22 protein-coding genes and 2 tRNA genes are annotated in these 23,247 nt (G+C 66.3%); 17 read left to right on the top strand and 7 right to left on the bottom strand.

Annotated features, from left to right (window positions below; translation table 11 throughout):
* Nucleotides 1-231: 231 nt before the first annotated feature.
* The 7 genes from dnaA to LC041_RS14830 all read left to right on the top strand — a co-directional run bounded on the left by dnaA (nt 232) and on the right by LC041_RS14830 (nt 10,351).
* Nucleotides 232-1,623: a chromosomal replication initiator protein DnaA gene (gene dnaA / locus LC041_RS14860; protein WP_226533873.1), complete on the top strand. Its 1,392-nt coding sequence runs from the start codon at nt 232-234 to the stop codon at nt 1,621-1,623.
* Between the two features lie 497 nt (nt 1,624-2,120).
* Entirely contained in the window at nt 2,121-3,263 is a 1,143-nt protein-coding gene (dnaN, locus tag LC041_RS14855; RefSeq protein WP_226533872.1) for a DNA polymerase III subunit beta, read from the top strand.
* Between the two features lie 219 nt (nt 3,264-3,482).
* On the top strand, nt 3,483-4,667 hold the full coding sequence (recF, locus tag LC041_RS14850) for a DNA replication/repair protein RecF (protein ID WP_226533871.1): 1,185 nt from the start codon (nt 3,483-3,485) through the stop codon (nt 4,665-4,667).
* The gene (locus tag LC041_RS14845; protein WP_226533870.1) at nt 4,660-5,163 is read left to right on the top strand and encodes a DUF721 domain-containing protein; all 504 of its coding nucleotides are present in this window, start codon (nt 4,660-4,662) and stop codon (nt 5,161-5,163) included. The genes recF and LC041_RS14845 overlap by 8 nt, the downstream gene beginning before the upstream one ends.
* Before the next feature lie 118 nt (nt 5,164-5,281).
* Entirely contained in the window at nt 5,282-7,351 is a 2,070-nt protein-coding gene (gene gyrB / locus LC041_RS14840; protein WP_226533869.1) for a DNA topoisomerase (ATP-hydrolyzing) subunit B, read from the top strand.
* A gap of 43 nt (nt 7,352-7,394) precedes the next feature.
* The gene (gene gyrA, locus LC041_RS14835) at nt 7,395-9,950 is read left to right on the top strand and encodes a DNA gyrase subunit A (protein ID WP_226533868.1); all 2,556 of its coding nucleotides are present in this window, start codon (nt 7,395-7,397) and stop codon (nt 9,948-9,950) included.
* On the top strand, nt 9,947-10,351 hold the full coding sequence (locus LC041_RS14830) for a DUF3566 domain-containing protein (RefSeq protein ID WP_226533867.1): 405 nt from the start codon (nt 9,947-9,949) through the stop codon (nt 10,349-10,351). Before gyrA ends, LC041_RS14830 begins: the two co-directional genes overlap by 4 nt.
* 69 nt (nt 10,352-10,420) lie before the next feature.
* Here LC041_RS14830 and LC041_RS14825 read toward each other — a convergent pair whose 3' ends face one another.
* Entirely contained in the window at nt 10,421-11,131 is a 711-nt protein-coding gene (locus tag LC041_RS14825) for a VIT1/CCC1 transporter family protein (protein WP_226533866.1), read from the bottom strand.
* A gap of 120 nt (nt 11,132-11,251) precedes the next feature.
* Between LC041_RS14825 and LC041_RS14820 the strand changes: the two genes are divergently transcribed.
* From LC041_RS14820 to LC041_RS14800, 5 genes are all read left to right on the top strand, one after another.
* The gene (locus LC041_RS14820) at nt 11,252-12,520 is read left to right on the top strand and encodes a sensor histidine kinase (RefSeq protein WP_226533865.1); all 1,269 of its coding nucleotides are present in this window, start codon (nt 11,252-11,254) and stop codon (nt 12,518-12,520) included.
* Complete coding sequence (locus LC041_RS14815) at nt 12,508-13,197, top strand: LuxR C-terminal-related transcriptional regulator (RefSeq protein ID WP_226533864.1); 690 nt, start codon at nt 12,508-12,510, stop codon at nt 13,195-13,197. Before LC041_RS14820 ends, LC041_RS14815 begins: the two co-directional genes overlap by 13 nt.
* Nucleotides 13,194-14,123: a DUF4097 family beta strand repeat-containing protein gene (locus LC041_RS14810; protein WP_226533863.1), complete on the top strand. Its 930-nt coding sequence runs from the start codon at nt 13,194-13,196 to the stop codon at nt 14,121-14,123. The genes LC041_RS14815 and LC041_RS14810 overlap by 4 nt, the downstream gene beginning before the upstream one ends.
* Before the next feature lie 85 nt (nt 14,124-14,208).
* Nucleotides 14,209-14,282 (top strand) — tRNA-Ile (locus tag LC041_RS14805).
* A 25-nt stretch (nt 14,283-14,307) separates the two neighbouring features.
* A tRNA-Ala gene (locus tag LC041_RS14800) sits at nt 14,308-14,380 on the top strand.
* A gap of 84 nt (nt 14,381-14,464) precedes the next feature.
* Here LC041_RS14800 and LC041_RS14795 read toward each other — a convergent pair.
* Complete coding sequence (locus tag LC041_RS14795; protein WP_226533862.1) at nt 14,465-14,884, bottom strand: hypothetical protein; 420 nt, start codon at nt 14,882-14,884, stop codon at nt 14,465-14,467.
* A 63-nt stretch (nt 14,885-14,947) separates the two neighbouring features.
* Here LC041_RS14795 and LC041_RS14790 point away from each other — a divergent pair, with 63 nt between their 5' ends.
* From LC041_RS14790 to LC041_RS14780, 3 genes are all read left to right on the top strand, one after another.
* Nucleotides 14,948-15,361, top strand: a complete 414-nt coding sequence (locus tag LC041_RS14790) for a MarR family winged helix-turn-helix transcriptional regulator (protein WP_226533861.1) — start codon at nt 14,948-14,950, stop codon at nt 15,359-15,361.
* A 176-nt stretch (nt 15,362-15,537) separates the two neighbouring features.
* Nucleotides 15,538-16,830, top strand: coding sequence for an ApeA N-terminal domain 1-containing protein (locus LC041_RS14785; RefSeq protein ID WP_374197679.1), 1,293 nt, complete (start codon nt 15,538-15,540; stop codon nt 16,828-16,830).
* Between the two features lie 402 nt (nt 16,831-17,232).
* On the top strand, nt 17,233-18,144 hold the full coding sequence (locus LC041_RS14780) for a hypothetical protein (RefSeq protein ID WP_226533859.1): 912 nt from the start codon (nt 17,233-17,235) through the stop codon (nt 18,142-18,144).
* Nucleotides 18,145-18,179: 35 nt separating this feature from the next.
* Here LC041_RS14780 and LC041_RS14775 read toward each other — a convergent pair whose 3' ends face one another.
* The 5 genes from LC041_RS14775 to LC041_RS14755 are packed head-to-tail and all read right to left on the bottom strand — an operon-like array spanning nt 18,180 to nt 21,064.
* Nucleotides 18,180-18,533 (bottom strand): VOC family protein, encoded by a 354-nt coding sequence (locus LC041_RS14775; RefSeq protein ID WP_226533858.1) that lies wholly within the window; start codon nt 18,531-18,533, stop codon nt 18,180-18,182.
* Nucleotides 18,534-18,551: 18 nt separating this feature from the next.
* Nucleotides 18,552-18,998 carry a GNAT family N-acetyltransferase gene (locus tag LC041_RS14770; protein WP_226533857.1) on the bottom strand — a complete coding sequence of 149 codons (447 nt, stop codon included), beginning with the start codon at nt 18,996-18,998 and terminating at the stop codon, nt 18,552-18,554.
* 16 nt (nt 18,999-19,014) lie between these two features.
* Nucleotides 19,015-19,407: an HNH endonuclease gene (locus tag LC041_RS14765; protein ID WP_226533856.1), complete on the bottom strand. Its 393-nt coding sequence runs from the start codon at nt 19,405-19,407 to the stop codon at nt 19,015-19,017.
* Between the two features lie 46 nt (nt 19,408-19,453).
* Entirely contained in the window at nt 19,454-20,578 is a 1,125-nt protein-coding gene (locus LC041_RS17400; RefSeq protein WP_226533855.1) for a M24 family metallopeptidase, read from the bottom strand.
* A 39-nt stretch (nt 20,579-20,617) separates the two neighbouring features.
* Nucleotides 20,618-21,064, bottom strand: a complete 447-nt coding sequence (locus tag LC041_RS14755; RefSeq protein ID WP_226533854.1) for an iron chaperone — start codon at nt 21,062-21,064, stop codon at nt 20,618-20,620.
* Nucleotides 21,065-21,184: 120 nt separating this feature from the next.
* Between LC041_RS14755 and LC041_RS14750 the strand changes: the two genes are divergently transcribed.
* Both LC041_RS14750 and LC041_RS14745 read left to right on the top strand, forming a co-directional pair.
* Entirely contained in the window at nt 21,185-22,780 is a 1,596-nt protein-coding gene (locus LC041_RS14750; RefSeq protein ID WP_226533853.1) for an amidohydrolase, read from the top strand.
* Between the two features lie 44 nt (nt 22,781-22,824).
* Complete coding sequence (locus tag LC041_RS14745; RefSeq protein ID WP_226533852.1) at nt 22,825-23,247, top strand: NUDIX hydrolase; 423 nt, start codon at nt 22,825-22,827, stop codon at nt 23,245-23,247.

Here is a 23,247-nt window from a genome sequence, read left to right as displayed (position 1 = left end):
AGGGTACGTCGTACCGGCGCGCAGAGCAAATCTGCGCGCTTCCGGGATGACGGCACAGCACGCACCGCACAGCCATTATCCACAACCGTGGCGCGCCCGGCGAGCGCAACACGCGCGCGTGTTTTCAAGGGCAGGTTGCCGTTCACAGCCGGGATGACTACCGTGGCATCCTAAGTTATCCACAGGGGGCACGGCACGTCGACCCCGCCTCGATTCCTCGTCCGGAGCGTCATGACATCACCCGCCCAGCCCGACGTGCCGATCTGGACCACGGTGCAGGAGCTGCTGGCCGACGACGATCGCGTCACCCCCCAGCTGCAGGGCTTCCTCAGCCTCGCCGTCCCGGCCGGCGTCATGTCCGCGACCCTGTACCTCGAAGTCCCCAACGATCTGACCGCAGCGCAGATCAACAAGCGTCTCCGACTCCCGATCATGGAGGCCCTCTCGCACATCGGAGACGAGGTCACCTCGTACCGCGTCGTCGTGAACCACGAACTGGCGGAGCAGCAGACGGCTCCCATCGCCGTCGGCGACTTCGGACGCACCGAGCAGATCCGCATCGAATCCCCGATGGAACAGCCCACCCAGCTGCGGCACGAGTCGCGGCTGAACCCGAAGTACACCTTCGACAACTTCGTGATCGGCCAGTCCAACCGATTCGCGCACGCCGCAGCGGTCGCCGTGGCCGAGGCGCCCGCCAAGGCGTACAACCCGCTCTTCATCTACGGCGACTCCGGACTAGGCAAGACGCACCTCCTCCACGCGATCGGCGACTACGCGCAGTCCCTCTATGCCGGGGTCAAGGTCCGCTACGTCTCGAGCGAAGAGTTCACGAACGACTTCATCAACTCGATCGCGAACAACCGCGGTGCCGCATTCCAGGCCAGGTACCGCGACGTGGACATCCTCCTGATCGACGACATCCAGTTCCTTCAGGGGCGCGCCGAGACTCAGGAAGCGTTCTTCCACACGTTCAACACGCTGCACGATCACAACAAGCAGGTCGTCATCACCAGTGATGTCGCGCCCAAGCATCTGACGGGCTTCGAGGACCGGATGCGGAGCCGCTTCGAGTGGGGGCTCATCACCGATGTGCAGGCGCCGGACCTCGAGACGCGCATCGCGATCCTGCGGAAGAAGGCGCAGAGCGAGGCGCTCCACATCCCCGACGAGGTGCTCGAGTACATCGCGACCGTCGTCTCCTCGAACATCCGCGAGCTGGAGGGCGCACTCATCCGTGTCTCCGCGTTCGCGAGCCTGAACCGTTCGGCCCTCGACATCTCCCTCGCGCAGACCGTCCTCCGCGACATCATCGACACGACAGAAGACAACATCATCTCGCCGACCGACATCATCACCGCGACGGCGCAGTACTTCAAGCTCACTGTGGACGACCTCTACGGATCGAGCCGGTCGCAGCAGATCGCCACGTCACGACAGATCGCCATGTATCTGTGCAGGGAGCGCACGAGTCTGTCGCTGCCGAAGATCGGTCAGCTGTTCGGCAACCGCGATCACACCACCGTCATGTACGCGTACAAGAAGATCAGCGAGCTCATGAAGGAGCGCCGCTCCATCTACAACCAGGTCACCGAGATCACGACCCAGCTCGGCCGACGCTGACACGCCGCACCTCTCAAAAAAGTGGAGGACCGCACCTGAACGGATGCGGTCCTCCACTTTTTTGTGTGCCGGACTGGGATTCTGGTCGCTCGTTAGATGCCTCTATGCACATGTGGATAACTTGTGGATGATCGTGGAATCCATCGGGACGAATGTGGCCCGGACGCCCAAACCTGTGGATAACTCCGGGAACGCCTCGGTTCCCCCCAGGACCGGGATCCCGCGGATTCCTCAGGGTTTCCACAACTGACAAGCATGTAGTTCCCTACTCGCTGCTGATATCCACCGACTTATCCACAGTATCCACAGCTGTTAACACCGTTAAGGAGTTAAGTCATTCAAGGCGCGATCCGATCACCAGACGGTGGGGAAAACCGGCGAACGGATGACAGGAAACCTCGACGTAGGGATACGCAGGACTGTGGGGCTAGCATGGGAAGCCCTGCAACGGCAGGGCCGACGACGACGCGTCACAGTTCGACGACAAGGGAGCACCCGTGAGGTTTCAGGTCAACCGCGATGTCTTCAGCGAGGCTGTCTCGTTCGTCGTCAAACTTCTGCCGCAGCGCAATCCGCAGCCGATCCTCGCCGGAGTGCTGATCGAGGCGGACGGTTCCAGCCTCACCCTCTCCGCCTTCGACTACGAGGCGTCCGCGCGGACGACCATCGAGGCGACGGTCGAGACCCCGGGTACGATCCTCGTCCACGGTCGTCTCCTCTCGGACATCGCCAGCCGACTCCCGAACGCTCCGATCGAGATCGCCGTCGAGGAAGACGGCGGTATCGCCGTCACCTGCGGTTCTGCACGGTTCACGCTCGCTGCCATGCCGGTCGAGGAATACCCGTCGATCCCCGAGGTGAACGGATCCTCCGGTGTGGTTCCCGCCGAGGAATTCGGCACCGCGATCGCGCAGGTCGGCTTCGCCGCGTCGCGAGACGACGTCACTCCCGTCCTCACGGGTGTGCAGCTCGAAGTGTCCGGCCACAATCTGAGCCTGGTCGCCACGGACCGCTACCGGGTTTCGCTCCGCGACGTTCCGTGGGACGGCGAGTCCGTCGACGCGACAGCACTGGTCCCGGCCCGCACGCTGCTCGAGGTCGGGAAGACCTTCGGTCACGCCGGCAACATCCAGGTCGCCTTCTCCGGGGCCGGCGATCGTGAGATCATCGCCTTCACCGCCGGCAACAAGACCGTGACCTCGCTGCTCATCAAGGGCAACTTCCCCCCGGTCCGGCGCCTTTTCCCCGAGCAGACCGACCACTATGCGGTCGTCAACACCGCCGACCTCGTCGAAGCCGTCCGCCGTGTGTCGCTCGTTCTCGATCGTGCCGCACCGCTGCGATTCACGTTCTCGACCGACAGCGTGACCATGGATGCCTCCGGTGGTGACCACGCTCGAGCCTCCGAGTCCGTCGACGCGATCCTGTCGGGCGGCGACGAGGTCACCCTCGGCCTCAACCCGCAGTACCTGATCGAAGCTCTCGGTGCGGTCAAGAGCGAGTTCGTCCGCGTGACGTTCACGTCGAGCGACAACGCCAACAAGCTCAGCCCCGTGCTGATCACGAGCCAGACCTCGGTCGACCAGGCGGGCCTCGACTCCTTCAAGTACCTGCTGCAGCCGAACCTCCTCCTCCGCTGATTCCGCTCCGCTTCCCTCCATACCCGAAACGATCCCGGATCAGCCGGTGAGTCGATCCTTGGAACCGTCGCAGATGATGACGTTCCCGGAACGAGCATCGGGAGGGGCCCACGAAGTGGGAGGGTTCCCGCTCTGCGAGTGAAGGGAGCGTCATCATCTGCGATCCCACCCGAAGCCGGGAGAAGAACACGTGTCAGACCCCGAAGGTAGGCTGACTCCGTGATTGTGGAGCACTTGAGCCTGGTCGACTTCCGCAATTACGCGACCGCAGAACTGGCCCTCCACCGCGGTCCGAACGTCCTCGTCGGGCGCAACGGTCAGGGGAAGACGAACCTGGCGGAGGCGGTCGTGTTCCTCGCCACGCTCGGCTCGCATCGAGTCTCGTCCGATGCACCGATGGTGCGGGACGGTCAGGAGTTCGCGGTCATCCGGGCACGGCTCTCGCACGGCGAGCGGCGGGTGCTCGCTGAAGTGCAGGTCAACAGGCAGGGGTCGAACAAGGCCCGCATCAACGGCTCTCCCTCCAAGCCGAACCAGCTCCCCCGTTACGCACACGTCGTGCTCTTCGCGCCGGAGGACTTGCAGATCGTACGGGGCGACCCGTCTGCCCGCCGTCGATTCAGCGACCAACTCCTGATCCAGCGCACTCCGCGGATGGCGGGCGTGATCGCCGACTACGACCGCGTGCTCAAGCAACGCAATGCTCTGCTGAAGTCGGCGCGTGCCCGGGGCATCCGGGGCGAGGGGCTGAGCACCCTCGATGTCTGGGACGACAAGCTGGTCTCCCTGGGGTCCGAGATCATCACGGCTCGTCAGCGACTGGCCCTCGATCTTCAACAGCCCGTCGCCGAGGCGTACGAAGCGATCGCCGGGGCGGATCATCGTCCGCAGCTCGAATGGGCGCTTTCGGTCGGCGGCGGTGATCCCGAAGAGGATGAAGCCGGCGCCGAGGGGGTCTCTTCCGTCGACAGGCTCAGCGATGCGAACCGAATCGCGGACCTCTTCCGAGACTCTCTCGCGGCGAAGCGCTCCAACGAACTCGACCGCGGTCTCACGCTCACCGGTCCCCATCGCGACGACCTCGTGCTCCGGGTTCGCGACCTTCCTGTGAAGGGATACGCCTCACACGGGGAATCGTGGTCGGTCGCGCTCGCGCTCCGGCTCGCGTCGGCGGAGCTCTTGCGCAGCGAATCGCCGGCGGGCGACCCGGTGCTGATCCTCGACGATGTGTTCGCCGAGCTCGATGCCGACCGTCGTCGACGACTCGCTTCCCTGACGGCCGGGTACGAACAGGTCGTGGTGACCGCCGCGGTGGAGGAGGATATCCCCGAGGTGCTGCACGCACACGTGGTGCGTATCAGCGCCGGGACGATCAGCGACGAACGGGAGGCGGTCGATGACTGACGCGTCGGCGACCCCCGCTTCCGAGGTGCCGGAGACGGTCGGCACCTATCTTCGTCTGCGCGGTCTGCAGCCGAGTTCGAAGAGCTGGAAGCGCAAGCGTCGCATCACGACCGATGATGACAACGCGCCGTTCACGCCCGGGAGGGATCCCGGCACCCTCGGCGCGGTGCTGGACAAGCTGAGCCGAGACTCGGGGTGGCAGATCACTCTGGCCCGGGAAGACCTCGTCCGGCAGTGGGCGGATCTCGCGGGCGCCGACACCGCCAAGCACTCCGAACCCGTCTCACTCGAGCGCGGACTTCTCACCGTGAAGTGCGACTCGACGGCGTGGGCGAAGAACCTGCAGTTCATGCGGGCGACGATTCTCACCGAGATCGGACGACGCTATCCGGATGCCGGAGTCGAGAACCTGCGGTTCATCGGACCGGACGTCCCCTCCTGGAAATGGGGTCCCAGAGCCGTTCCAGGGCGGGGTCCGCGCGATACCTACGGGTAGGACACCACGCAAGGGGTCCGAAACGCTCAGAGGGCCACACACGGCCGTTGAGCGGCATTTCCACACGAAACTCCGCTAGAATGGCAGTTCGTGATATCGATGTGGAGAATGCCCTCTGATGACGCCTGAATCCCCCGCTGACGAGACGGAATCGAACATCGGGGGGACCCCCGAGGCCGAGGGCACCAGTGCACCCAAACCGAAGCAGCCCGGCGAGTACGGTGCGGATTCGATCCAGATCCTCGAAGGCCTCGAAGCCGTCCGCAAGCGCCCTGGTATGTACATCGGCTCCACGGGCCCGCGCGGTCTGCACCACCTGGTGTATGAGATCGTCGACAACTCGGTCGATGAGGCTCTCGCCGGATACGCCGACACGATCACCGTGACCATGCTCGCCGACGGTGGCGTGCGGGTGGTCGACAACGGTCGAGGCATCCCGGTGGATCCGCACTCCTCCGACCCGAACAAGTCGACGGTCGAGGTCGTGCTCACGATCCTGCACGCCGGCGGAAAGTTCGGCGGCGGCGCCTACGCGGTCTCCGGCGGTCTGCACGGTGTCGGCTCCTCTGTCGTGAACGCGCTCTCGACGCGGTTCGACGTCGAGGTCAAGCAGAAGGGCTTCGTCTGGCGGCACAGCTTCGCCGACGGCGGCATCCCGCAGCAGAAGCTCGAGAAGGGCGAGGCGACCGAGGAGACCGGAACGAGCATCACGTTCTGGCCGGACGGCTCCATCTTCACCGAGACCATCGAGTTCGATTACGACACGCTGCGCACACGGTTCCAGCAGATGGCGTTCCTCAACAAGGGGCTGCGCATCGAGCTGCGCGATGAGCGCGAGTCGTCCGCCTACGAGGTCGAGGAAGACGGCGCGACCGTCACCAAGCAGCCCGGCGACGTGTTCTTCTATGAGCGAGGACTCGTCGACTACGTCGAATACCTCAACAAGGTGCGTCACGCGGAGGTCGTCAACGACGAGATCATCGCGTTCGAGTCGGAGGACACCGAGCGCAAGATCTCACTCGAGGTCGCGATGCAGTGGACGACGTCCTACACCGAGAACGTGTTCACCTACGCGAACACGATCAACACCCACGAGGGCGGCACGCATGAGGAAGGCTTCCGCGCGGCGCTGACCACCCTGGTCAACAAGTACGCGAGGGCGAACAACCTCCTCAAGGAGAAGGACGACAACCTCTCCGGAGACGACGTGCGCGAAGGACTGACCGCGGTCATCTCGATCAAGCTCGGTGAACCGCAGTTCGAGGGCCAGACCAAGACCAAGCTCGGCAACACCGAAGCGAAGGCGTTCGTGCAGAAGGTCGTTGGCGATCAGCTCGGCGACTGGCTCGAGCGCAACCCGAACCAGGCGAAGAACGTCGTCCGCAAGGCGATCGACGCGGCAACCGCTCGTCTCGCCGCTCGCAAGGCCCGCGAGACCGCTCGTCGCAAGAGCGTGTTCGAGTCGGCGGCCATGCCGGACAAGCTCAAGGACTGCACCAGCAAGGATCCCTCCATCAGTGAGATCTTCCTCGTCGAGGGTGACTCGGCCGGTGGTTCCGCGGTGCAGGGTCGTGACCCGCACACGCAGGCGATCCTCGCGCTCCGAGGGAAGATCCTCAACGTCGAGCGCGCACGTCTCGACAAGGCGCTGGGCAACAAGGAAGTCCAGGCGATGATCCAGGCCTTCGGGACGGGCATCGGCGAGGAGTTCGACATCGAGAAGGCCCGCTATCACAAGATCGTGCTGATGGCCGATGCCGATGTCGACGGCCAGCACATCACAACCTTGCTGCTCACGCTGCTGTTCCGCTACATGCGCGGACTCATCGAGGCCGGGTTCGTCTATCTCGCGATGCCGCCGCTGTACCGGCTGAAGTGGTCGAACGCCGCCCACGAGTATGTGTTCAGCGACGCCGAGCGTGACGCCCTGCTCGCGCACGGTATCGAGAACGGCAAGCGGATCCCGAAAGACGCCGGCATCCAGCGCTACAAGGGTCTCGGTGAGATGAACCCGAAGGAGCTGTGGGAGACGACGATGGATCACACCACGCGCACCCTGCAGCAGATCACCATCGAGGACGCCGCCGCGGCGGACGAGATCTTCAGCGTGCTGATGGGCGAGGACGTCGAGTCCCGACGCAGCTTCATCCAGCGCAACGCCAAGGACGTCCGCTTCCTCGACATCTGATGCCCACGGGCTCAGACCAGACGTGTGACAGAGAGATTGATTCATGACTGACGAAGAACGCACCGAACCCGACCACGATCACGGCAAGATCGACCAGGTCGACCTGCAGTCGGAGATGCAGCGCAGCTACCTCGACTACGCGATGGCCGTCATCGTGGGGCGCGCCCTCCCCGACGTGCGCGACGGTCTCAAGCCGGTGCACCGCCGTGTGATCTACGGCATGTACGACGGCGGGTTCCGCCCGGACAAGTCGTTCTCGAAGTGCGCTCGTGTGGTCGGCGAGGTCATGGGTCAGTACCACCCGCATGGCGACTCGGCGATCTACGACGCTCTCGTAAGACTCGTCCAGCCGTGGTCCCTGCGCTACCCGCTCGCTCTCGGCCAGGGCAACTTCGGCTCCCCGGGAAACATGGGCGCCGCCGCTCCGCGATACACCGAGACGAAGATGGCTCCGCTCGCGCTCGAAATGGTGCGCGACATCGAAGAGGAGACCGTCGACTTCACCGACAACTACGACGGTCAGACCCAGGAGCCGACGGTTCTGCCCGCCCGGTTCCCGAACCTGCTCGTGAACGGCTCCGTCGGCATCGCGGTCGGCATGGCCACGAACATCCCCCCGCACAATCTGCGCGAGGTGTCGGACGCCGCACTGTGGGCGCTGGACAACCCGGGCATCTCCCGCGAGGAGCTGCTGGACGGTCTGATCCAGCGCATCCCGGGACCGGACTTCCCCACGGGCGCTCAGATCCTGGGGACCAAGGGCATCCACGAGGCGTATCGCACCGGCCGTGGCTCGATCACGATGCGCGCGGTTGTGAACGTCGAGGAGATCCAGGGGCGCACCTGCCTGGTCATCACGGAACTGCCGTACCAGGTGAACCCCGACAACGTCGCGGTCAAGATCGGTGACCTGGCCCGTGACGGCAAGATCACCGGCATCGCCGACATCCGTGACGAGTCCTCGGACCGCACGGGCCAGCGTCTGGTCGTCGTGCTCAAGCGCGACGCCGTCGCGAAGGTCGTGCTGAACAACCTGTACAAGCACACGCAGCTGCAGGAGAACTTCGGCGCGAACATGCTCGCGATCGTCGACGGCGTGCCGCGTACGCTCGCGATCGACGGCTTCATCACGCACTGGATCTCGCACCAGATCGATGTGATCGTGCGGCGCACCGAGTTCCGGCTACGCGAGGCCGAGAAGCGGATGCACATCCTGCGCGGATACCTGAAGGCGCTCGATGCGCTCGACGAGGTCATCGCGCTCATCCGCCGATCGCAGACCACGGCCGATGCGAACGAGGGACTCCAGAAGCTTCTCGACATCGACGAGCTCCAGGCCGATGCGATCCTGCAGATGCAGCTGCGTCGCCTCGCCGCGCTCGAGCGTCAGAAGATCATCGACCAGGCGAACGAGCTCGAAGCGCAGATCGCCGACTACAAGGCGATCCTCGCCGATGAGGGCCGCCAGCGCGGGATCATCCGCGAAGAGCTGACCGGCATCGTCGACCGTTTCGGCGACGAGCGCCGCACGCACATCCTGCACGGCTTCGACGGCGACGTGTCGATGGAAGACCTCATCGCCGAAGAGGAGATGGTCGTCACCGTCACGCGCGAGGGCTACATCAAGCGCACGCGAAGCGACAACTACCGTTCGCAGCACCGCGGCGGCAAGGGTGTCAAGGGTGCGCAGCTGCGGGCGAACGACATCGTCGAGCACTTCTTCGTGACCACGACGCACCACTGGCTGCTGTTCTTCACCGACAAGGGCCGGGTCTATCGCGCGAAGACCTACGAGGTGCCGGAGGCCGGCCGTGACGCGAAGGGCATGCACGTCGCGAACCTCCTCGCGCTGCAGCCCGACGAGAGCATCGCGCAGGTGCTCGACATCCGCGACTACGAGGTGGCGGATTACCTCGTGCTCGCCACGCGGGAGGGTCTCGTCAAGAAGACCAGACTCGACGCGTACGACACCAATCGCCAGGGCGGCGTCATCGCGATCCGTCTGAACGACGAGGACGAGCTGGTCAGCGCGCTCCTGGTGAATGCGGAGGACGACATCCTCCTCATCAGCCGACGCGGCATGTCGGTGCGCTTCGAGGCCACCGATGAGGCGCTGCGTCCGATGGGGCGTGCGACCGCGGGCGTTCGAGGCATGAAGTTCAAGATCGACGATGACTGCTTGCTCTCCGCCTCCGTCGCCGCCGCGGGCAAGTTCGTCTTCGTGGTCACCGACGGCGGCTACGCGAAGCGCACCGCGATCGAGGAATACCGGGTCCAGGGCCGTGGCGGAACGGGCATCAAGGTCGCCAAGCTGAACGACGATCGGGGCACGCTCGCGGGCGGTCTGATCGTCGCGGAGGACGACGAGGTCTTGGTGGTTCTGTCCAGCGGCAAGGTGGTACGCTCTGCCGTGGCCGAGGTCCCCGCCAAGGGTCGCGACACCATGGGAGTGGTGTTCGCCCGGACGACGGAGGCCGATCGCATCCTCGCCATCGCCCGTAACGGTGAGCGTGGCCTCGCCGAAGAAGAGGCGGAAGCGGAGGATGCCGAGACCCAGGCACCTGAGACGACAGAAACCCCCGAGGATACAGACGCATGAGTACAGTGGCCGACAAGCTGGCGAAGAAGTCGACACGCAAGACAGGCGGGAAGCAGGTCCGGCTCCGTCTCGTCTACGTCGACTTCTGGTCCGCGGTGAAGCTGTCGTTCCTCGGAGCCGTGGCGCTCGCCGTCGTCACGATGGTGTCCTTCTTCCTCATCTTCCTCGTGCTCCAGGCGACGGGGATCATCCGCACCGCCGAGAGCTTCCTGGTCGGCATCACCGACAACGCTTTCGTGCTCTCCGAGGTCGTCGGACTGCCGCAGGTCATGGCTTTCGCGGCGGTCGTCGCGATCCTGAACCTCATCGTCTTCACCGTGCTCGGCGCCGTGGTCGCAGGCATCTACAACCTCGCCGTGAAGGTGACGGGCGGACTGCTCGTCGGCTTCATGTCGAACTGATCCCCGAAGCGGACACGACGAAGGGCGGATGCTGCGGCATCCGCCCTTCGTCGTTCCGTCGTGCGGTCGCTACACGACGCCGGTGGTGCCCAGCAGAGTTCCGATGAGCCAGGTGGCGGCGAGTGCGAGCGCGCCCCCGAGCACCAGTCTGATCGATGCGCGCAGCGGCGCCGACCCTCCGATCCTGGCCGACACCGTTCCCGTCACGGCCAGTGCCAGGAGGACTGCGACGAAGGTCACCGGCACCCGCCATTCCGGGGGTGGGAGGAGGATGGCCAGCAAGGGTAGGAGTGCGCCGAGAGTGAAGGCGATCGCCGAGGACAACGCCGCATGCCACGGATTCACGAGGTCGTCCTGGTCGATGCCGAGCTCGACCTCCAGGTGCGCGGCGAGGGCGTCGTGCGCGGTGAGCTCGACCGCCACCTGCCGTGCCGTCTCGTCGGAGAGTCCGCGTTCGCGGTAGAGCTGGGTGAGTTCGTCGAGCTCCACCTCAGGCATCGTGCGCAGCTCTTCGCGCTCCTTCGCGATCAGCGCGCGCTCACTGTCGCGCTGGCTGCTCACCGACACGTACTCCCCGAGGGCCATGGAGATCGCTCCGCCGACGAGGCCGGCGATGCCCGCGGTGAGGAGCGCGGCGTTGTCGGTCGTGGCACCGGCCACTCCGACGACCAGGGACGCGACCGAGACGATCCCGTCGTTCGCGCCGAGCACGCCCGCGCGCAACCAGTTCAGCCGCTGACCGGTGCCGGCGCCGTGCGGTTCTGCCTCATGCATCGTCATGACCCCAGTGAAGCAGGAAGGTGGCCGGAGCGCAGCAGGCCGGGGCGTTACGGAAAACCCGAAGCAGAGTGTCCGGGTGGCTCGGTGCCGCGCCCATCGGGCCACCCGTACCTTGGATGCATGACCACTCAGACTGCAACCCCGGCTTCCGCGACGGCGGTGAAGCCGCCGTTGCGCATCTTCCTCACGATCCTGCATCTGGCGGGCGTCGGCGTCCTCGGCGGCGTGATCTTCGGCATGCTCGGCGGCCTTCTCGGCACCGGCCTCGGCCTGCTTTTCGCCGCGGGCATCGGTATCATCCTCCTGGTCGGACTCGTCTACGCCCTGTACGGGCTCGGATGGTTCGAAGTCGCCCGTGTCGGCGCGCTCTACCGCACGCCGATCGCGCCTCTGCGTGTGCAACCGCGCGATCGTCCGGGCTTCGGCGGCTGGTTGCGGTCCCTCGGCCGGCAAGCCATCGACGGCCGTATGTGGCGAGCGGTGGCCAACTTCGCCATCTCCGCCGTTCTCGGCCTCGTCGTTCTCCGGCTCTTCTGGGGGCTGGTGTGGTCGATCATCATCTCGTTCGCCCCGCTCACGGCTGCGGACTCGGTCATCGGACCGTTCGGCGGCGGCGGGATTCCTGTGGCCTGGGCCCCGCTGATCGGCGTCCTCGGCCTCGCCGCTTGTGCGGCCGGGATCATCGGACTGGCGTTGCTGCACCGAACCCTCTCGCTCGCGATCGTGATCCGCAGCAAGGAGACCGAACTCACCGAGCGCGTCCGCACGTCGACGGCGCAGCGTGAGGGTGCCGTTCGTGCCGCCGACGTGGAGCGCACGCGCATCGAGCGCGATCTGCACGACGGGGTCCAGCCGAGACTGGTCTCGGTCGGGATGACGCTCGGACTCGCGCAGCAGAAGATCGACAACGATCCGGAGGCCGCGAAGGAACTGATCAACGAGGCCCACACCTCGACCAAGGCCGCTATCACCGAGCTGCGACAGCTCGCTCGCGGCATCCACGCTTCCGTGCTCGACGACCGCGGTCTCGACGCCGCTCTGTCCGCCCTCGCAGGAAGGTCGCACATCCCCGTGCACCTCGATGTCCGGATGGACGGACGCTGCAGCCGCGAGGCCGAGGCCGCCGTGTACTTCTCGATCGCCGAGTCCCTGACCAATGCCGCCAAGCACTCGCGGGCCAGTGAAGCCCGGGTGACCGTGCGCGTGCGCGAGGGCAGCATCCTCTGGGCCCGCGTGGAGGACAACGGCATCGGTGGTGCGCAGGTCCAGCCCGGCGGCGGCCTCGACGGCATCGCCAACCGCATCCTCGCCGCAGGCGGGACCTTCCGCCTCGACAGTCCGCAGGGTGGACCGACCAGCCTGGAGGTGAACGTACCGTGCGCATCCTGATCTGTGAGGACTCGGTCCTGCTGCGAGAGGGTCTCGTCCGGCTGCTCGAGGACGCGGGGCACGAGGTGGTCGCCGCCCTCGCCGACACCGCGGAGCTGGAGCAGACCGTCGCCGCGAGCGCACCGGATCTCTGCATCCTGGACGTGCGCCTGCCGCCCACGTTCACCGACGAGGGCATCCGCGCAGCGCTGAGTCTGCGATCCACGCGGCCGTCGCTCGCGATCCTCGTGCTGTCGCAGTACGTCGAGGAGCGCTACGCCTCGGACCTGATCGCAGCCCAGGGCGGTCCGCTCGGCTACCTGCTCAAGGATCGGGTCGCCGACGTGGCCGAGTTCCTGGCCTCGGTCCAGCGCATCTCGGAGGGCGCGACCGTGCTCGATCCCGAGGTCGTCGCTCAGCTCCTCACGCGGCGCAACCGCGACGACAAGATGATGCGGCTTACCGAACGGGAGCGCACCGTGCTCGCGCTGATCGCCGAGGGGAAGTCGAACCAGGCGATCGCTGGACTGCTGTTCCTCTCCGAGGCCAGCGTCGAGAAGCACATCACCTCCATCTTCCAGAAACTGGGCTTCGACCCCGACGAGTCCGGCAACCGCCGCGTGCTCGCCGCGCTCGCCCACATCGAGAACACGGGCGGTCCGACGCCGCCGACCGGCCAGACAGGAGTGGCACGATGACCACCGACAACAACGGCTTCCCGGGCGGGCACACCCCGCTCACGCCGCCGCCCGTTTCCCCGCCGCAGCCATCGGCCGCGCAGGGCGGACCGACCCCTCCTCCGCCCAGCCCCACCGGGGGGCGTTCGTCCGGAGCTACGGCCGTCCTGGTCGCGACAGCGGTGGTGGGCGGGATCGCCCTTCTGGGCACCGGAGGAACCGCCGTGGCAGCCGCCGCGGGTTCCGTCATCTCCGCGAATCGACCGGATTCCGTGCAGACGGTGAGTGCTCGGGGCATCGAAGGCATCGACCTGGATGCGGACGCCAGCCGTATGCGCGTGGAGTTCGGTGACGTCGACGAGGCGGAGCTGGCGGTCACCAATGGCCGCGGGCCCGCGTGGACGTTCGAGCGCGACGGCGACGAACTGATCGTGCGCAGCCCGGACAGCGTGTTCGGGTGGTGGTTCGGCAGCTGGTTCGGGGACGAGCAGATCGCCGTGCTCACCCTCCCGGAGAGCCTGCGCGACGCGAGGCTCGACGCCGACCTGACACTGGACGCAGGCAGCCTCGATGTGGACGGAGACTTCGGGGAGCTCGATGCCACGGTGAGCGCCGGTGCGCTCGATGTCACCGGCTCCGCCACGGAACTCGACGTCGAGATGAGCGCGGGCCGCGCCGACATCCTCCTCGACGGTGTGACCGTCGCCGATCTGAGCGTGTCCGCGGGCGATCTCACGGTCGAGCTGACCGGCACACCGCCCTCGCAGACCACGGTCGATGTCAGTGCAGGATCGCTGGATCTGACGCTGCCCGATGTCGAGTACGCCGTGAGCCAGGACATCAGCGCAGGTACCCTCAACTCGAAGGTGCAGGAGGCGTCGAGTGCGCGCCGGACCATCGAGGTATCCCTCTCCGCTGGCACGGCGACGATCCGCCCGGGTCGCTGAACGCGGTCGAGGGCGAGGACACTCCCGGGTCCTCGCCCTCGATTCGGAAATTCCGTCTTTCTCCGGTAAAGTCTTGGAGGTTGACGGGGCTATAGCTCAGGCGGTTAGAGCGCTTCACTGATAATGAAGAGGTCCCAGGTTCAAGTCCTGGTAGCCCCACTCCTCAACTCAAGAAATCCCTCACGGGGCCTTAGCTCAGTTGGTAGAGCGCCTGCTTTGCAAGCAGGATGTCAGGAGTTCGAATCTCCTAGGCTCCACAATTTCAGACGTAGTCGAACCCCCACACATGGGTGTTTTGGCCTGTTCTTTCGGTTGAACGGGCGTTGCGGGGATCGGCAGATCTATGCGTGCAGGAGTTCTTCTGCGCGGATGCGAACACGGTCGAGGACGCTTCGAGTGGTCTCTTGTTCCGCTTCGCTGAGGTCTTCCACGAGGCGCGCGGTGGTAGCGGAGACCACGGCCCGTGCCGCGGATAGCTCAACGCGGCCGAAGCTCGTCACAGCATCGTGGTCGTCGACGAGGTCCGTGGATCGAAGCTCGTCGAGTACCTCGTCGATGGTGCCCTGTTCGACTTTGAGCGCGTCAGCGACGGCGGCTCGCCACGACGTCGCAGATGCGGAAGCGTTCGCTTCCACCGCGTTCAGGACAACCCATCCCCGGTATGAGCTGATGGGGGTGGTCGAGAGTGTCTTCGTGAGCAGGGCACGGAGCGCGTTCTCGGTGCGGCCAGTGACGGTGGGGAGGGGAGGTGTGGTGGGCATCGGTTCTCCTGTATCTTGGTAGTACCAAGACTATATTGGTGACACCAAGAGAGGGCAATAGTCATGCTTGAATCTCTCGCTGTGCTTCCCACCTGGGTCCTCAGTTCCGCCGCGACCCGCTCGCACCAGACGCTCCATCTGCGCCTCGCCGAAGCCGGAGTCAGCGGCTACGGGTATCGGTGTCTTGCCGCTCTAGTTGAACACGGTCAGATGAGTCAGACTGAGCTGGCCGAAGCAGCCTCGCTCGACCCGCGCGACGTAACTCACACCGTGCGAGCACTCGAAGAACCGGGGCTCGTCTCCCGCGTCAAAGACCCAGGACATGGGCGTCGAATGCTGGTCTCCTTGACCGTCGCGGGCCAGCAGGCCACTGGTCGCCTTAGTCGCGTCATGGCGAGCATCCAGGAAGAAGTGTTCGCGAAGCTGAGCGCGGAGGAACGGTCCACGTTGCTCGCGCTCTTAGCGCGCGTCGGCTGACCCGAACTTGGCGGCCTCAACTGCCGAAAGAGCTGCCACGCCTCTTGCAGATCGAGGATTTGCCGTGTGTGCGCTGTAGTTCGGGCGTTGTGGATCGGCGTGTGAGGTGGCACAACGTTGGACTTCCGAGAGACTTGGACGGGACGCGGCGGCAACTGGACATCGGCGGTGGAGTGATGGCGACGAAGTTGGAACCCGGGGTTGTTCGGATCGCTCATACCCGATCGGGCGACTCCGGTGAGGACGAGGTCATCGTCGCTGAACTCGATGACCAGGGTGTGATCGTTAGCTGGCCGCGCGCCTTGGACTTCTCTGACGCGTTCAGCCTGAACGACGATGACCGGAAGGCCCCGGACCCTCTAGTTCTTCGCGACAGTGATGGATGGCTGACGCTTACCCAGGCTCACCTGCTTGGCGCATCCGCCTCAACCCTGGCGCACTCAGTCGAGCGCATCCGATACCAGCGGGTGATCCACACTGGCGCACATGACGTCGACTATGTGGGCGTGAACGGGATGACCTCAGAGATCAACGGCTTGGCGAAGTGGGCCAAGCGCGTCCCGGTCTCCACCAAGCTCCTGTTCGACGAGAAGCGTGAGCGCCTCGAAGGCGTCTCTCTGGTAGCGAAGAACCTCGACGCCGTGCCGCTTGGGGGTCCCCTCGACCTACAGCTTGAGACCTCTTACCGGCATAACCACACAGCCAAGGGCGGAGTCTTCACGATCTCAACCGCGCTCCTGGTGCGCACACGCAGTGCTGAGCTGGTGGACTGGAACACCCATCAGCAAGCGCATCGGATGATGCAGGACCTGATGTGCCTGGCCTACGGGCGACCATGCGCATCCCGGCTGATTTCCGTCATGCGTGAGGATGATCAAGAACGTCCACCGACAGACGAGCGCCGCTACTGGCGCGACGCGTACCAACCGAGCTTCGGTCGGAAAGCTGATCCCGACTTCGCACTGGAGGAGCGCGACGAGCCGCTGTTCTACCTTGATGAGGCGGACGCCGGTCGGGTCGCGACGTGGCTGTCCGAGTACGAGTACTGGTCGCGCCCGACCTGGATCGCGATGAGCGCGCTGTTCGATCACGCTCTTCCCGTCGAGTCACGACTGCTCCAGGTTGCAGTCGCCCTCGAAGCCCTCGGATATGCGATAGCCAAGCGAGCTAACCCCGACAAGAAGGTCACAGGCAACTACGAAGCCACCCTCGCGCGCATCTTCGAAGCATTGGGCTACGAGCCGGCCGCCGTGGTCGGCGAGTCCGGCACCGGCAGCGCGTGGTGCGCGGCGTTCAACAAGGCGTACAAGGGTGTGAAGCACGCCGACAATCCGCTCACGGACGCGCGCGACGCCTGGGCGAGGGGAAGGGAAGGGCTCATGCTCGTCCGATGCTGGCTCGCCGCCGAACTCGGCGTTCCCGAAGAGCTGGTGACGAAGCGCCTTCGTGAGGGTCGGGCCGGAGCCTGAGTCAATGCCGGTGGCAGGCACTTCCCCGCCCGTCTTCCCTCGATCTGCAAGACGCGTGGCACCTCAGAGCTACTCACCTTCGCAGGTGTCAGGTCGCGCTCCGGCGACGTTAGTTCAGCCTGTACACCTTCGCTATTAGTTGAGCTTGGTAGGACAATCCACGTTGCCGCAGGTAAGCCAACAGGATCGGGATCGGCGGCCAGTTCCTCCGCAGCGCCGGGCTGGAAGCGCCGGAACAAGCCCCGCCGCCAGGTCCCGTGTAGCAGCCGCCGCCCGGGCCTGTGTACAAGCCTCCCCCTACTCCGGTGTAGGCCCCGCCGCCTACTCCCGTGTATGCGCCACCTCCGACACCTGTATACGCACCGCCACCTACACCGGTGGCCATCGACTTAGGCTGTCGAGGTGGCCGTGAAACGCAGAGCACTCGATCGGATCGATGAGTTGGTCGGTGACGCTGACTATCGAAGCCGCGAACAGGCTGTCGCCGACTCCTGGCGCGTCGCACTGTTCGCGGTGCATCCGGCACTGCGTGATGCGCATGAGGCGCATCGTCGCGACGTCGTCGAACGCGTGAACGGTGCTCGTCGAAGCGAGTCACTTCGCACGGCCCAGGCGCCCACAGCCCAGTCGGTGCATCGGAGCCGGCTCGTGCTCCGGGTGCTGTTCGTCGGGGCGATCGTGCTTGGCATGCTTGCGGTTGCGCTGGTCGCGATCTCCCGCACGGGCAGGACAGCCCTGGCGCTGAACGACGGGATGCTGCTCGCGGGCACGCTGTCGGTCCTCAGCGTCGCGATGCTCTGGGCACTCGAGCGCAAGCGGCGGTCCGGCGAGATCTGGGGCTCGCACGCGTCCGCTCGCGCGGCGATGTTCCTGGGCAGTCTGTGGCTGCTCTTCGGGGCCGGGGTCGTGGTCTTCCGCCTCGGTGAGGTCGACAGGCACGAGCCGCACTCGGTGGTTCTCGGCCTGATCATGTTCGGTGCATCCGGCATCGCCGCCCTCGTGCTCTGGCGCATCGGTGTGTCGTCAGCGAAGTCGCGTCCCGCGGGCGGGAAGAACCTCATCGTCTCCGGGCTCGTGGATCCTCGTGACGAGCCGACTCTGTTCGACGCGCTCGATGAATGGTGGAAGGGCACCTCGCGTGACGTGATCACCGCGCTGGGTGACGATGAACGCCAGGCGTTGCGGGAAGCGCACGGTGCGGTGCTCGCGCAGCTCCGACGGACCATGCTGATCACCGAGCGTGACGAGCGGCGTGCATCACGGGAGAAGATCCCGTCGCAGTGGGCCGAGCCCCGTGGGGGAATGCCGTCCTGAACGGAACGTGATCGGAATGCCCGATCCGCACTCCGTCATTCGCGGTCGGTGTGAGTCCCGACGTTGACGACGCGGCCGTCAGACGCTCGATAGAAGAACCGGGTGACTCCCCAGCGTTCGTCGGTCAGCGGATGCACGATCGCCAAGCCCATCGCTTCGACGCGGGCGAGGGCGGACTCGACGTCATCGACGAACACCGAGATGTCTGGATTGATAGGTGCCGAGGCGTCTCGGGTCATCAGACTGAGCTGATGCCCGTCATCGTCTCCGAGGGTCACGATCCACCCGTGGTCCATCAGAATCCTCAGCCCGAGCGCCGCCGAATGTTCGGCGACCGCGGAACGGAGATCGCTCACGGTGAGGTTGGGGACCACTCTCTCGACGCGCATGCCCTCATCTTCGCAGTGTCAGGAGAGACCGATCTGGTAGTGGATCATCCCGGATCGGGAGGCGACGCGATCGTAGAGGCCACGCGCGGTGGCGTTCGACTCGGCGGTCAGCCAGTAGACCTTCGCCGAGCCGTGCTCCTCGGCCCATGCGCGCACATGCGCGATCAGTGCCCGCCCCACACCGCCGCCGCGGACGTCGGGCGCGACGAACAGGTCTTCGAGGTAGCAGTAGTCGGTGGTCGTCCACGTGGCGGCATGCGTCAACCAGTGCACGATGCCCACGGCCGCCCCCGTCTCGTCGCGGGCGATGGCCCCGTGAATACCGCCGTCAGGGTCGACCAGTCGCTCGAAGGTGGAGGCGGTGACCGTCTCGTCGAGGTCGGCCTCGTAGAAGGCGAGATACCCGCGCCAGAGAGCGAGCCATTCGGGCTGGTCCGCGGCGGTGAGGGGAGCGATCGTCGTCATGAGTCGAGACTAGTGACTAGGCAAGGGCGGAGCCGTCCGGGGAGGGTCGCAGCGCGTGCAGGATGGTCGCGTGACGGACGAGGAAGGTCCGCTCGTCGAGCTTCTTGCGTCGCAGCCAGCCGGTGACCTCGTCGTTGTGCTTGCTGGCATTGCAGGACGCGCAGGCCGGCACGACGTTCTCGAGTGTGTAGCGACCGCCGCGTGACACGGGCTGGATGCAGTCGCGCTGCAGGGCCGCCCCTTCACCCCCGCAGTAGGCGCAGCCGCCCCAGGCGTCCATCAGGTCGTGCCATTGCTCGTCGGTCAGGTCGTTGTCGACGCGGGCGAGTCGCTTCTGGCGCCGTTTCGCGTAGCGCGCCCTGGTCGCCGGTGAGGCGGTGGCGGAGGAGACCCTGCGGCGGCGACGCATGCGCCGATCGTATCGCGGGGAGTGCTCGCGCTCAGTCAGCGCGACGTCAGCGGAGGCCGACCGCAGTCAATTCGTGGGGCGCGACGTTGAGCCGCTGACCGCCGTCGGCCGTGACGACGACGATGTCCTCGATACGGGCACCCCACTCGTCGGCGAAGTAGATGCCGGGTTCGATGCTGAACGCCATACCCTCGCGCAGCACCAGGTCGTTGCCCGGAGCGATGTACGGTTCCTCGTGTACGGAGACGCCGATGCCGTGGCCGGTGCGGTGCAGGAACGCCTCCCCCACCCCGGCATCGGTGAGCACGCTCCGAGCGGCGGCATCCACGTCGGCCGCGGTGGCACCGGGACGGACGGCGTCGACCGCTGCTTGCTGCGCTCGCACGAGCACGGCGATCCGTTCGGCAGCCGTCGGGTCGGGGGACCCCACGACATAGGTCCTCGTGCTGTCGGAGTTGTATCCGCTCGGGACCGCACCGCCGATGTCGACCACGACGACGTCGCCCTCTTCGATGACCCGATCCGAGACCTCGTGATGCGGATCCGCGCCGTTGGGACCGGATCCGACGATCACGAACTCGACGGTGCGGTGTCCCTCGGCGACGATGGCCTCGGCGATGTCGGCCGCCACCTCGCGCTCGGTGCGTCCTGCCCGAAGCCACTCGTGCACGCGGCGGTGCACCGCGTCGATGGCTTCCCCGGCCCGACGCAGCTCGGCGATCTCCTCGGCGTCCTTGATCATCCGGCCCTCTCGGAGCACCGGAGTGGCGAGCTCGAGGGGCACGCCGAGACGATCGCCGAGGGGGATGACGTGCAGTGCGGGCAGCGCATCGGAGACGCCCACGCGGGCGGCATCGCCCACCGCGGCGGTCACCAGCGCGTAGGGGTCTTCCCCATCGACCCAGTCGGCGACCGCGAGACCCAGCTCGCCGACCGCTGTGCTGCGCACCTTGGCAAGCTCCATCCGCGGCACCACGACGGTCGGCGTCGCGCCGGGGACGATCACGAGCGCCGTCAGCCGCTCGATCGTGTCGCCTTCCACACCCACCAGGTACTGCAGATCCGGCCCGGGGCCGACCACGATGGCGTCGAGCCCCGCGTCGGCAGAGAGGGCGGCCGCGCGGCTGAGGCGGGCGGAATAGACGGAGGCGGGGAAGGGGAGGGTGCTCACGACATCCACGCTACTGCTCGACCGCCGCCGGGTCGACGGTCAGCTGATCGCGATGCGGATGCGCTCCGCGAGGAACTCCAGGTCGGCGTCGGTGAGTGCGGTCACGGCGTAGGCCGTGGGCCAGACCGTGCCGTCGTCGAGGTTGGAGATCGGTTCGAAGCCGAAGGTGCCGTAGCGCACCTTGAACTTGCTCGCGGGCTGGAAGAAGCAGAGCACCTTCCCGTCGCGACCCCACGCGGGCATCCCGTAGTACGTGCGCGGAACCAGCTCCGGGGCGACCTCGGAGACGAGCGCATGCAGCTTCTTCGCCAGAGCCTGGTCCTCGGCGTTGAGCTTCTCGATCGCCTCCGTGATGTCGGCCTCCCCGGCCGCCCGCAGCTCTTCCGGCGACTTCTTCGCCCGGGAGCGCCGGGTGCGGGCCTCTTTCGCAGCGGCCTGCATGGCCTCGCGTTCTTCGGCGCTGAAGTTCTTCTCTTTGTCGGCCATCCTCGGTCCTCTCGGTGTGCTGCCGGTGTTGCTTTCACACTACGGATGAGGGAAAGGGACCTGCTTCTCGATTTCTGATCGATCCTCGCCCGCACCCCGACCGACTGCCAGACTGACGCCATGACGACAGTCTTCACCGGACGCATCCGCCCCTTCGCGCCGAGCATCGACATCCAGATCGAAGCCATGGCGGTCGACGACGCCACCATCGTTGCCCTCGGCTCGGCAGAGGAGGTTCGCCGCGCCCATCCCGATGCGGAGGTGGTCCCGCTCGAGGGATGGGTCATGCCGGGCCTGATCGAACCGCACGGGCATCCCGGGTTCGCCGCGATCCTGCTGTCCGACCTGGTCGTCGACCTGCGGCCCGTGGTCGTTCCGGAGGCTGAGGGCGTGCTCGCTGCCCTGCGCACGGCAGTCGCGCACGCCGACGGGGAAGCCGTCTTCGCGAACGGCTGGGACTCGCTGCTGCAGCGCGGCCTCCCCGACCCCGACCTCCGCTTCCTCGACGAGCTCGCCGGCGACGTTCCCCTCGTCGTGATCCACAACTCCGGACACTCGGTCTACTTCAACACCGCTGCCGCGCTCGCCGCAGGCATCGATCGCAACACCCCCGATCCGGCCGGCGCCTCGTTCGGTCGTGATGCCGAGGGGGAGCTCACCGGCGTCGCTTTCGAGGCGGGCGCCGTCGAGATGGTCGTCGCTCCGATGCTTGCGAAGGCACAGGAACATCTCCCCCGCATCCTTCCGGCGCACCTGCGCGATCTGGCTTCGCGTGGCATCACCACCGTGTCCGACCTGTCGTGGGACCCCGGACTCGATCCGCTCATCGAGGGTCTGCGGGCGAAGGGCGCGATGCCGGTGCGCCTGCGGTGGTACGAGATGTCCCGCCCCGGTGGGAGCCCCTCCTCCCGAGGAGATGACGATCCGTTCTTCCGCCAGACGGGAGTGAAGACGTGGTCGGACGGCTCGCCCTGGGTCGGTAACATCGCCACATCCTTCCCGTACCTCGACACCCCGGCCACCCGTGCGCTCGGCCTCGAGCCGCACCACATCGGGAAAGCCAACTACACCGCTGAGGAACTGTCGGCCATCGCGGAGCCCTATGCCGCCGCCGGCTGGCAGCTCGCCTGCCATGCGCACGGTGACCGGGCGATCGATGCGACGCTCGACGTCTACGCGCAGATCATCGCGCGGCACGGGCTCACCGATCACCGGTTCCGGCTCGAGCACTGCGGCGCCATGACGCCGGCGCAGTTCGAGCGCGCGGCATCGCTGGGAGTCACGGTGAGCCTGTTCGTCGACCACATCACCTACTGGGGCGAGGCGCTCGTCGACGATCTCTTCGGCCCGGAGCACGGGGGCGCCTGGGCGGATGCGGGGGCTGCCGCCGCGGCTGGACACCGCGTGACGTTCCACAACGACGGGTGGGTCACCCCGAACGAGCCCTTCCGCAACATGGCGGTGGCCGAGACGCGCACCACTCGAGGCGGGTACCGGATGCCGGGCGGCTCGCCGATCACCAGGGATCAGGCGCTCCTCGCGCACACCGCGAACGCCGCCTGGCAGCTCTTCAGCGAGCGGGAGGTGGGCGTCCTCGCCCCCGGACTGTTCGCCGACTTCATCGTCGTGGATCGTGACCCGGTCACAGTGTCCTCCGAAGACCTCGCCGCGACGCAGGTGAGATCCACGTACCTGGCGGGCGTCCGCGTCTTCTGACACGCGGTCATCGACCGCCTTCACCGGCGGATAGTGTGTGACCCATGGACCTGCGTGTCGCGGCGTATGCGGTCGTCACCGATGACGACGGCCGTCTGCTGCTGGCGCGCTGGACCGAGGGCCGGCGGGTGGCGTGGACCATGCCCGGCGGCGGGCTCGAGCCCGGGGAGTCACCGGAGGATGCGGTGCGCCGCGAACTCCGCGAGGAGACGGGCTACAGCATCAAAGTCGGCGAACTCCTGGGGATCCACTCCCGGGTGATTCCGGCCGGCCGGCGTGTGCAGAAGGCTGCGGAGCCGCTGCACACCCTGCGCATCGTCTATCGGGGCGCCGTCACCGGCGGCAAGCTCCGCTTCGAGACCGACGGTTCCACAGACATGGCGGAGTGGTTTCCGCTGAAGGCCGTCTCCGAGCTGCAGCGCGTCAAGCTGGTCGACATCGCGATGCGCATGGCCGGCCTCGTCTGA

The sequence above is a fragment of the Microbacterium paraoxydans genome (genome assembly GCF_020524545.1).
GTDB classification, from domain to species: Bacteria; Actinomycetota; Actinomycetes; order Actinomycetales; family Microbacteriaceae; genus Microbacterium; species Microbacterium paraoxydans_C.
This window is presented reverse-complemented; position numbering and strand designations above follow the sequence as displayed.

Bases quoted from the DNA above. Each gene is read 5' to 3' on its own strand.
- LC041_RS14820 (WP_226533865.1), top strand. From the start codon at position 11,252: ATGACCACTCAGACTGCAACCCCGGCTTCCGCGACGGCGGTGAAGCCG.
- LC041_RS14775 (WP_226533858.1), bottom strand. From the start codon at position 18,533: ATGCGCGTCGAGAGAGTGGTCCCCAACCTCACCGTGAGCGATCTCCGT.
- LC041_RS14795 (WP_226533862.1), bottom strand. From the start codon at position 14,884: ATGCCCACCACACCTCCCCTCCCCACCGTCACTGGCCGCACCGAGAAC.
- LC041_RS14830 (WP_226533867.1), top strand. From the start codon at position 9,947: ATGAGTACAGTGGCCGACAAGCTGGCGAAGAAGTCGACACGCAAGACA.
- gyrB (WP_226533869.1), top strand. From the start codon at position 5,282: ATGACGCCTGAATCCCCCGCTGACGAGACGGAATCGAACATCGGGGGG.
- LC041_RS14770 (WP_226533857.1), bottom strand. From the start codon at position 18,998: ATGACGACGATCGCTCCCCTCACCGCCGCGGACCAGCCCGAATGGCTC.
- LC041_RS14765 (WP_226533856.1), bottom strand. From the start codon at position 19,407: ATGCGTCGCCGCCGCAGGGTCTCCTCCGCCACCGCCTCACCGGCGACC.
- LC041_RS14750 (WP_226533853.1), top strand. From the start codon at position 21,185: ATGACGACAGTCTTCACCGGACGCATCCGCCCCTTCGCGCCGAGCATC.
- LC041_RS14745 (WP_226533852.1), top strand. From the start codon at position 22,825: ATGGACCTGCGTGTCGCGGCGTATGCGGTCGTCACCGATGACGACGGC.
- LC041_RS14845 (WP_226533870.1), top strand. From the start codon at position 4,660: ATGACTGACGCGTCGGCGACCCCCGCTTCCGAGGTGCCGGAGACGGTC.
- LC041_RS14755 (WP_226533854.1), bottom strand. From the start codon at position 21,064: ATGGCCGACAAAGAGAAGAACTTCAGCGCCGAAGAACGCGAGGCCATG.
- gyrA (WP_226533868.1), top strand. From the start codon at position 7,395: ATGACTGACGAAGAACGCACCGAACCCGACCACGATCACGGCAAGATC.
- LC041_RS14785 (WP_374197679.1), top strand. From the start codon at position 15,538: ATGGCGACGAAGTTGGAACCCGGGGTTGTTCGGATCGCTCATACCCGA.
- LC041_RS14790 (WP_226533861.1), top strand. From the start codon at position 14,948: ATGCTTGAATCTCTCGCTGTGCTTCCCACCTGGGTCCTCAGTTCCGCC.
- LC041_RS14810 (WP_226533863.1), top strand. From the start codon at position 13,194: ATGACCACCGACAACAACGGCTTCCCGGGCGGGCACACCCCGCTCACG.
- dnaA (WP_226533873.1), top strand. From the start codon at position 232: ATGACATCACCCGCCCAGCCCGACGTGCCGATCTGGACCACGGTGCAG.
- LC041_RS14825 (WP_226533866.1), bottom strand. From the start codon at position 11,131: ATGACGATGCATGAGGCAGAACCGCACGGCGCCGGCACCGGTCAGCGG.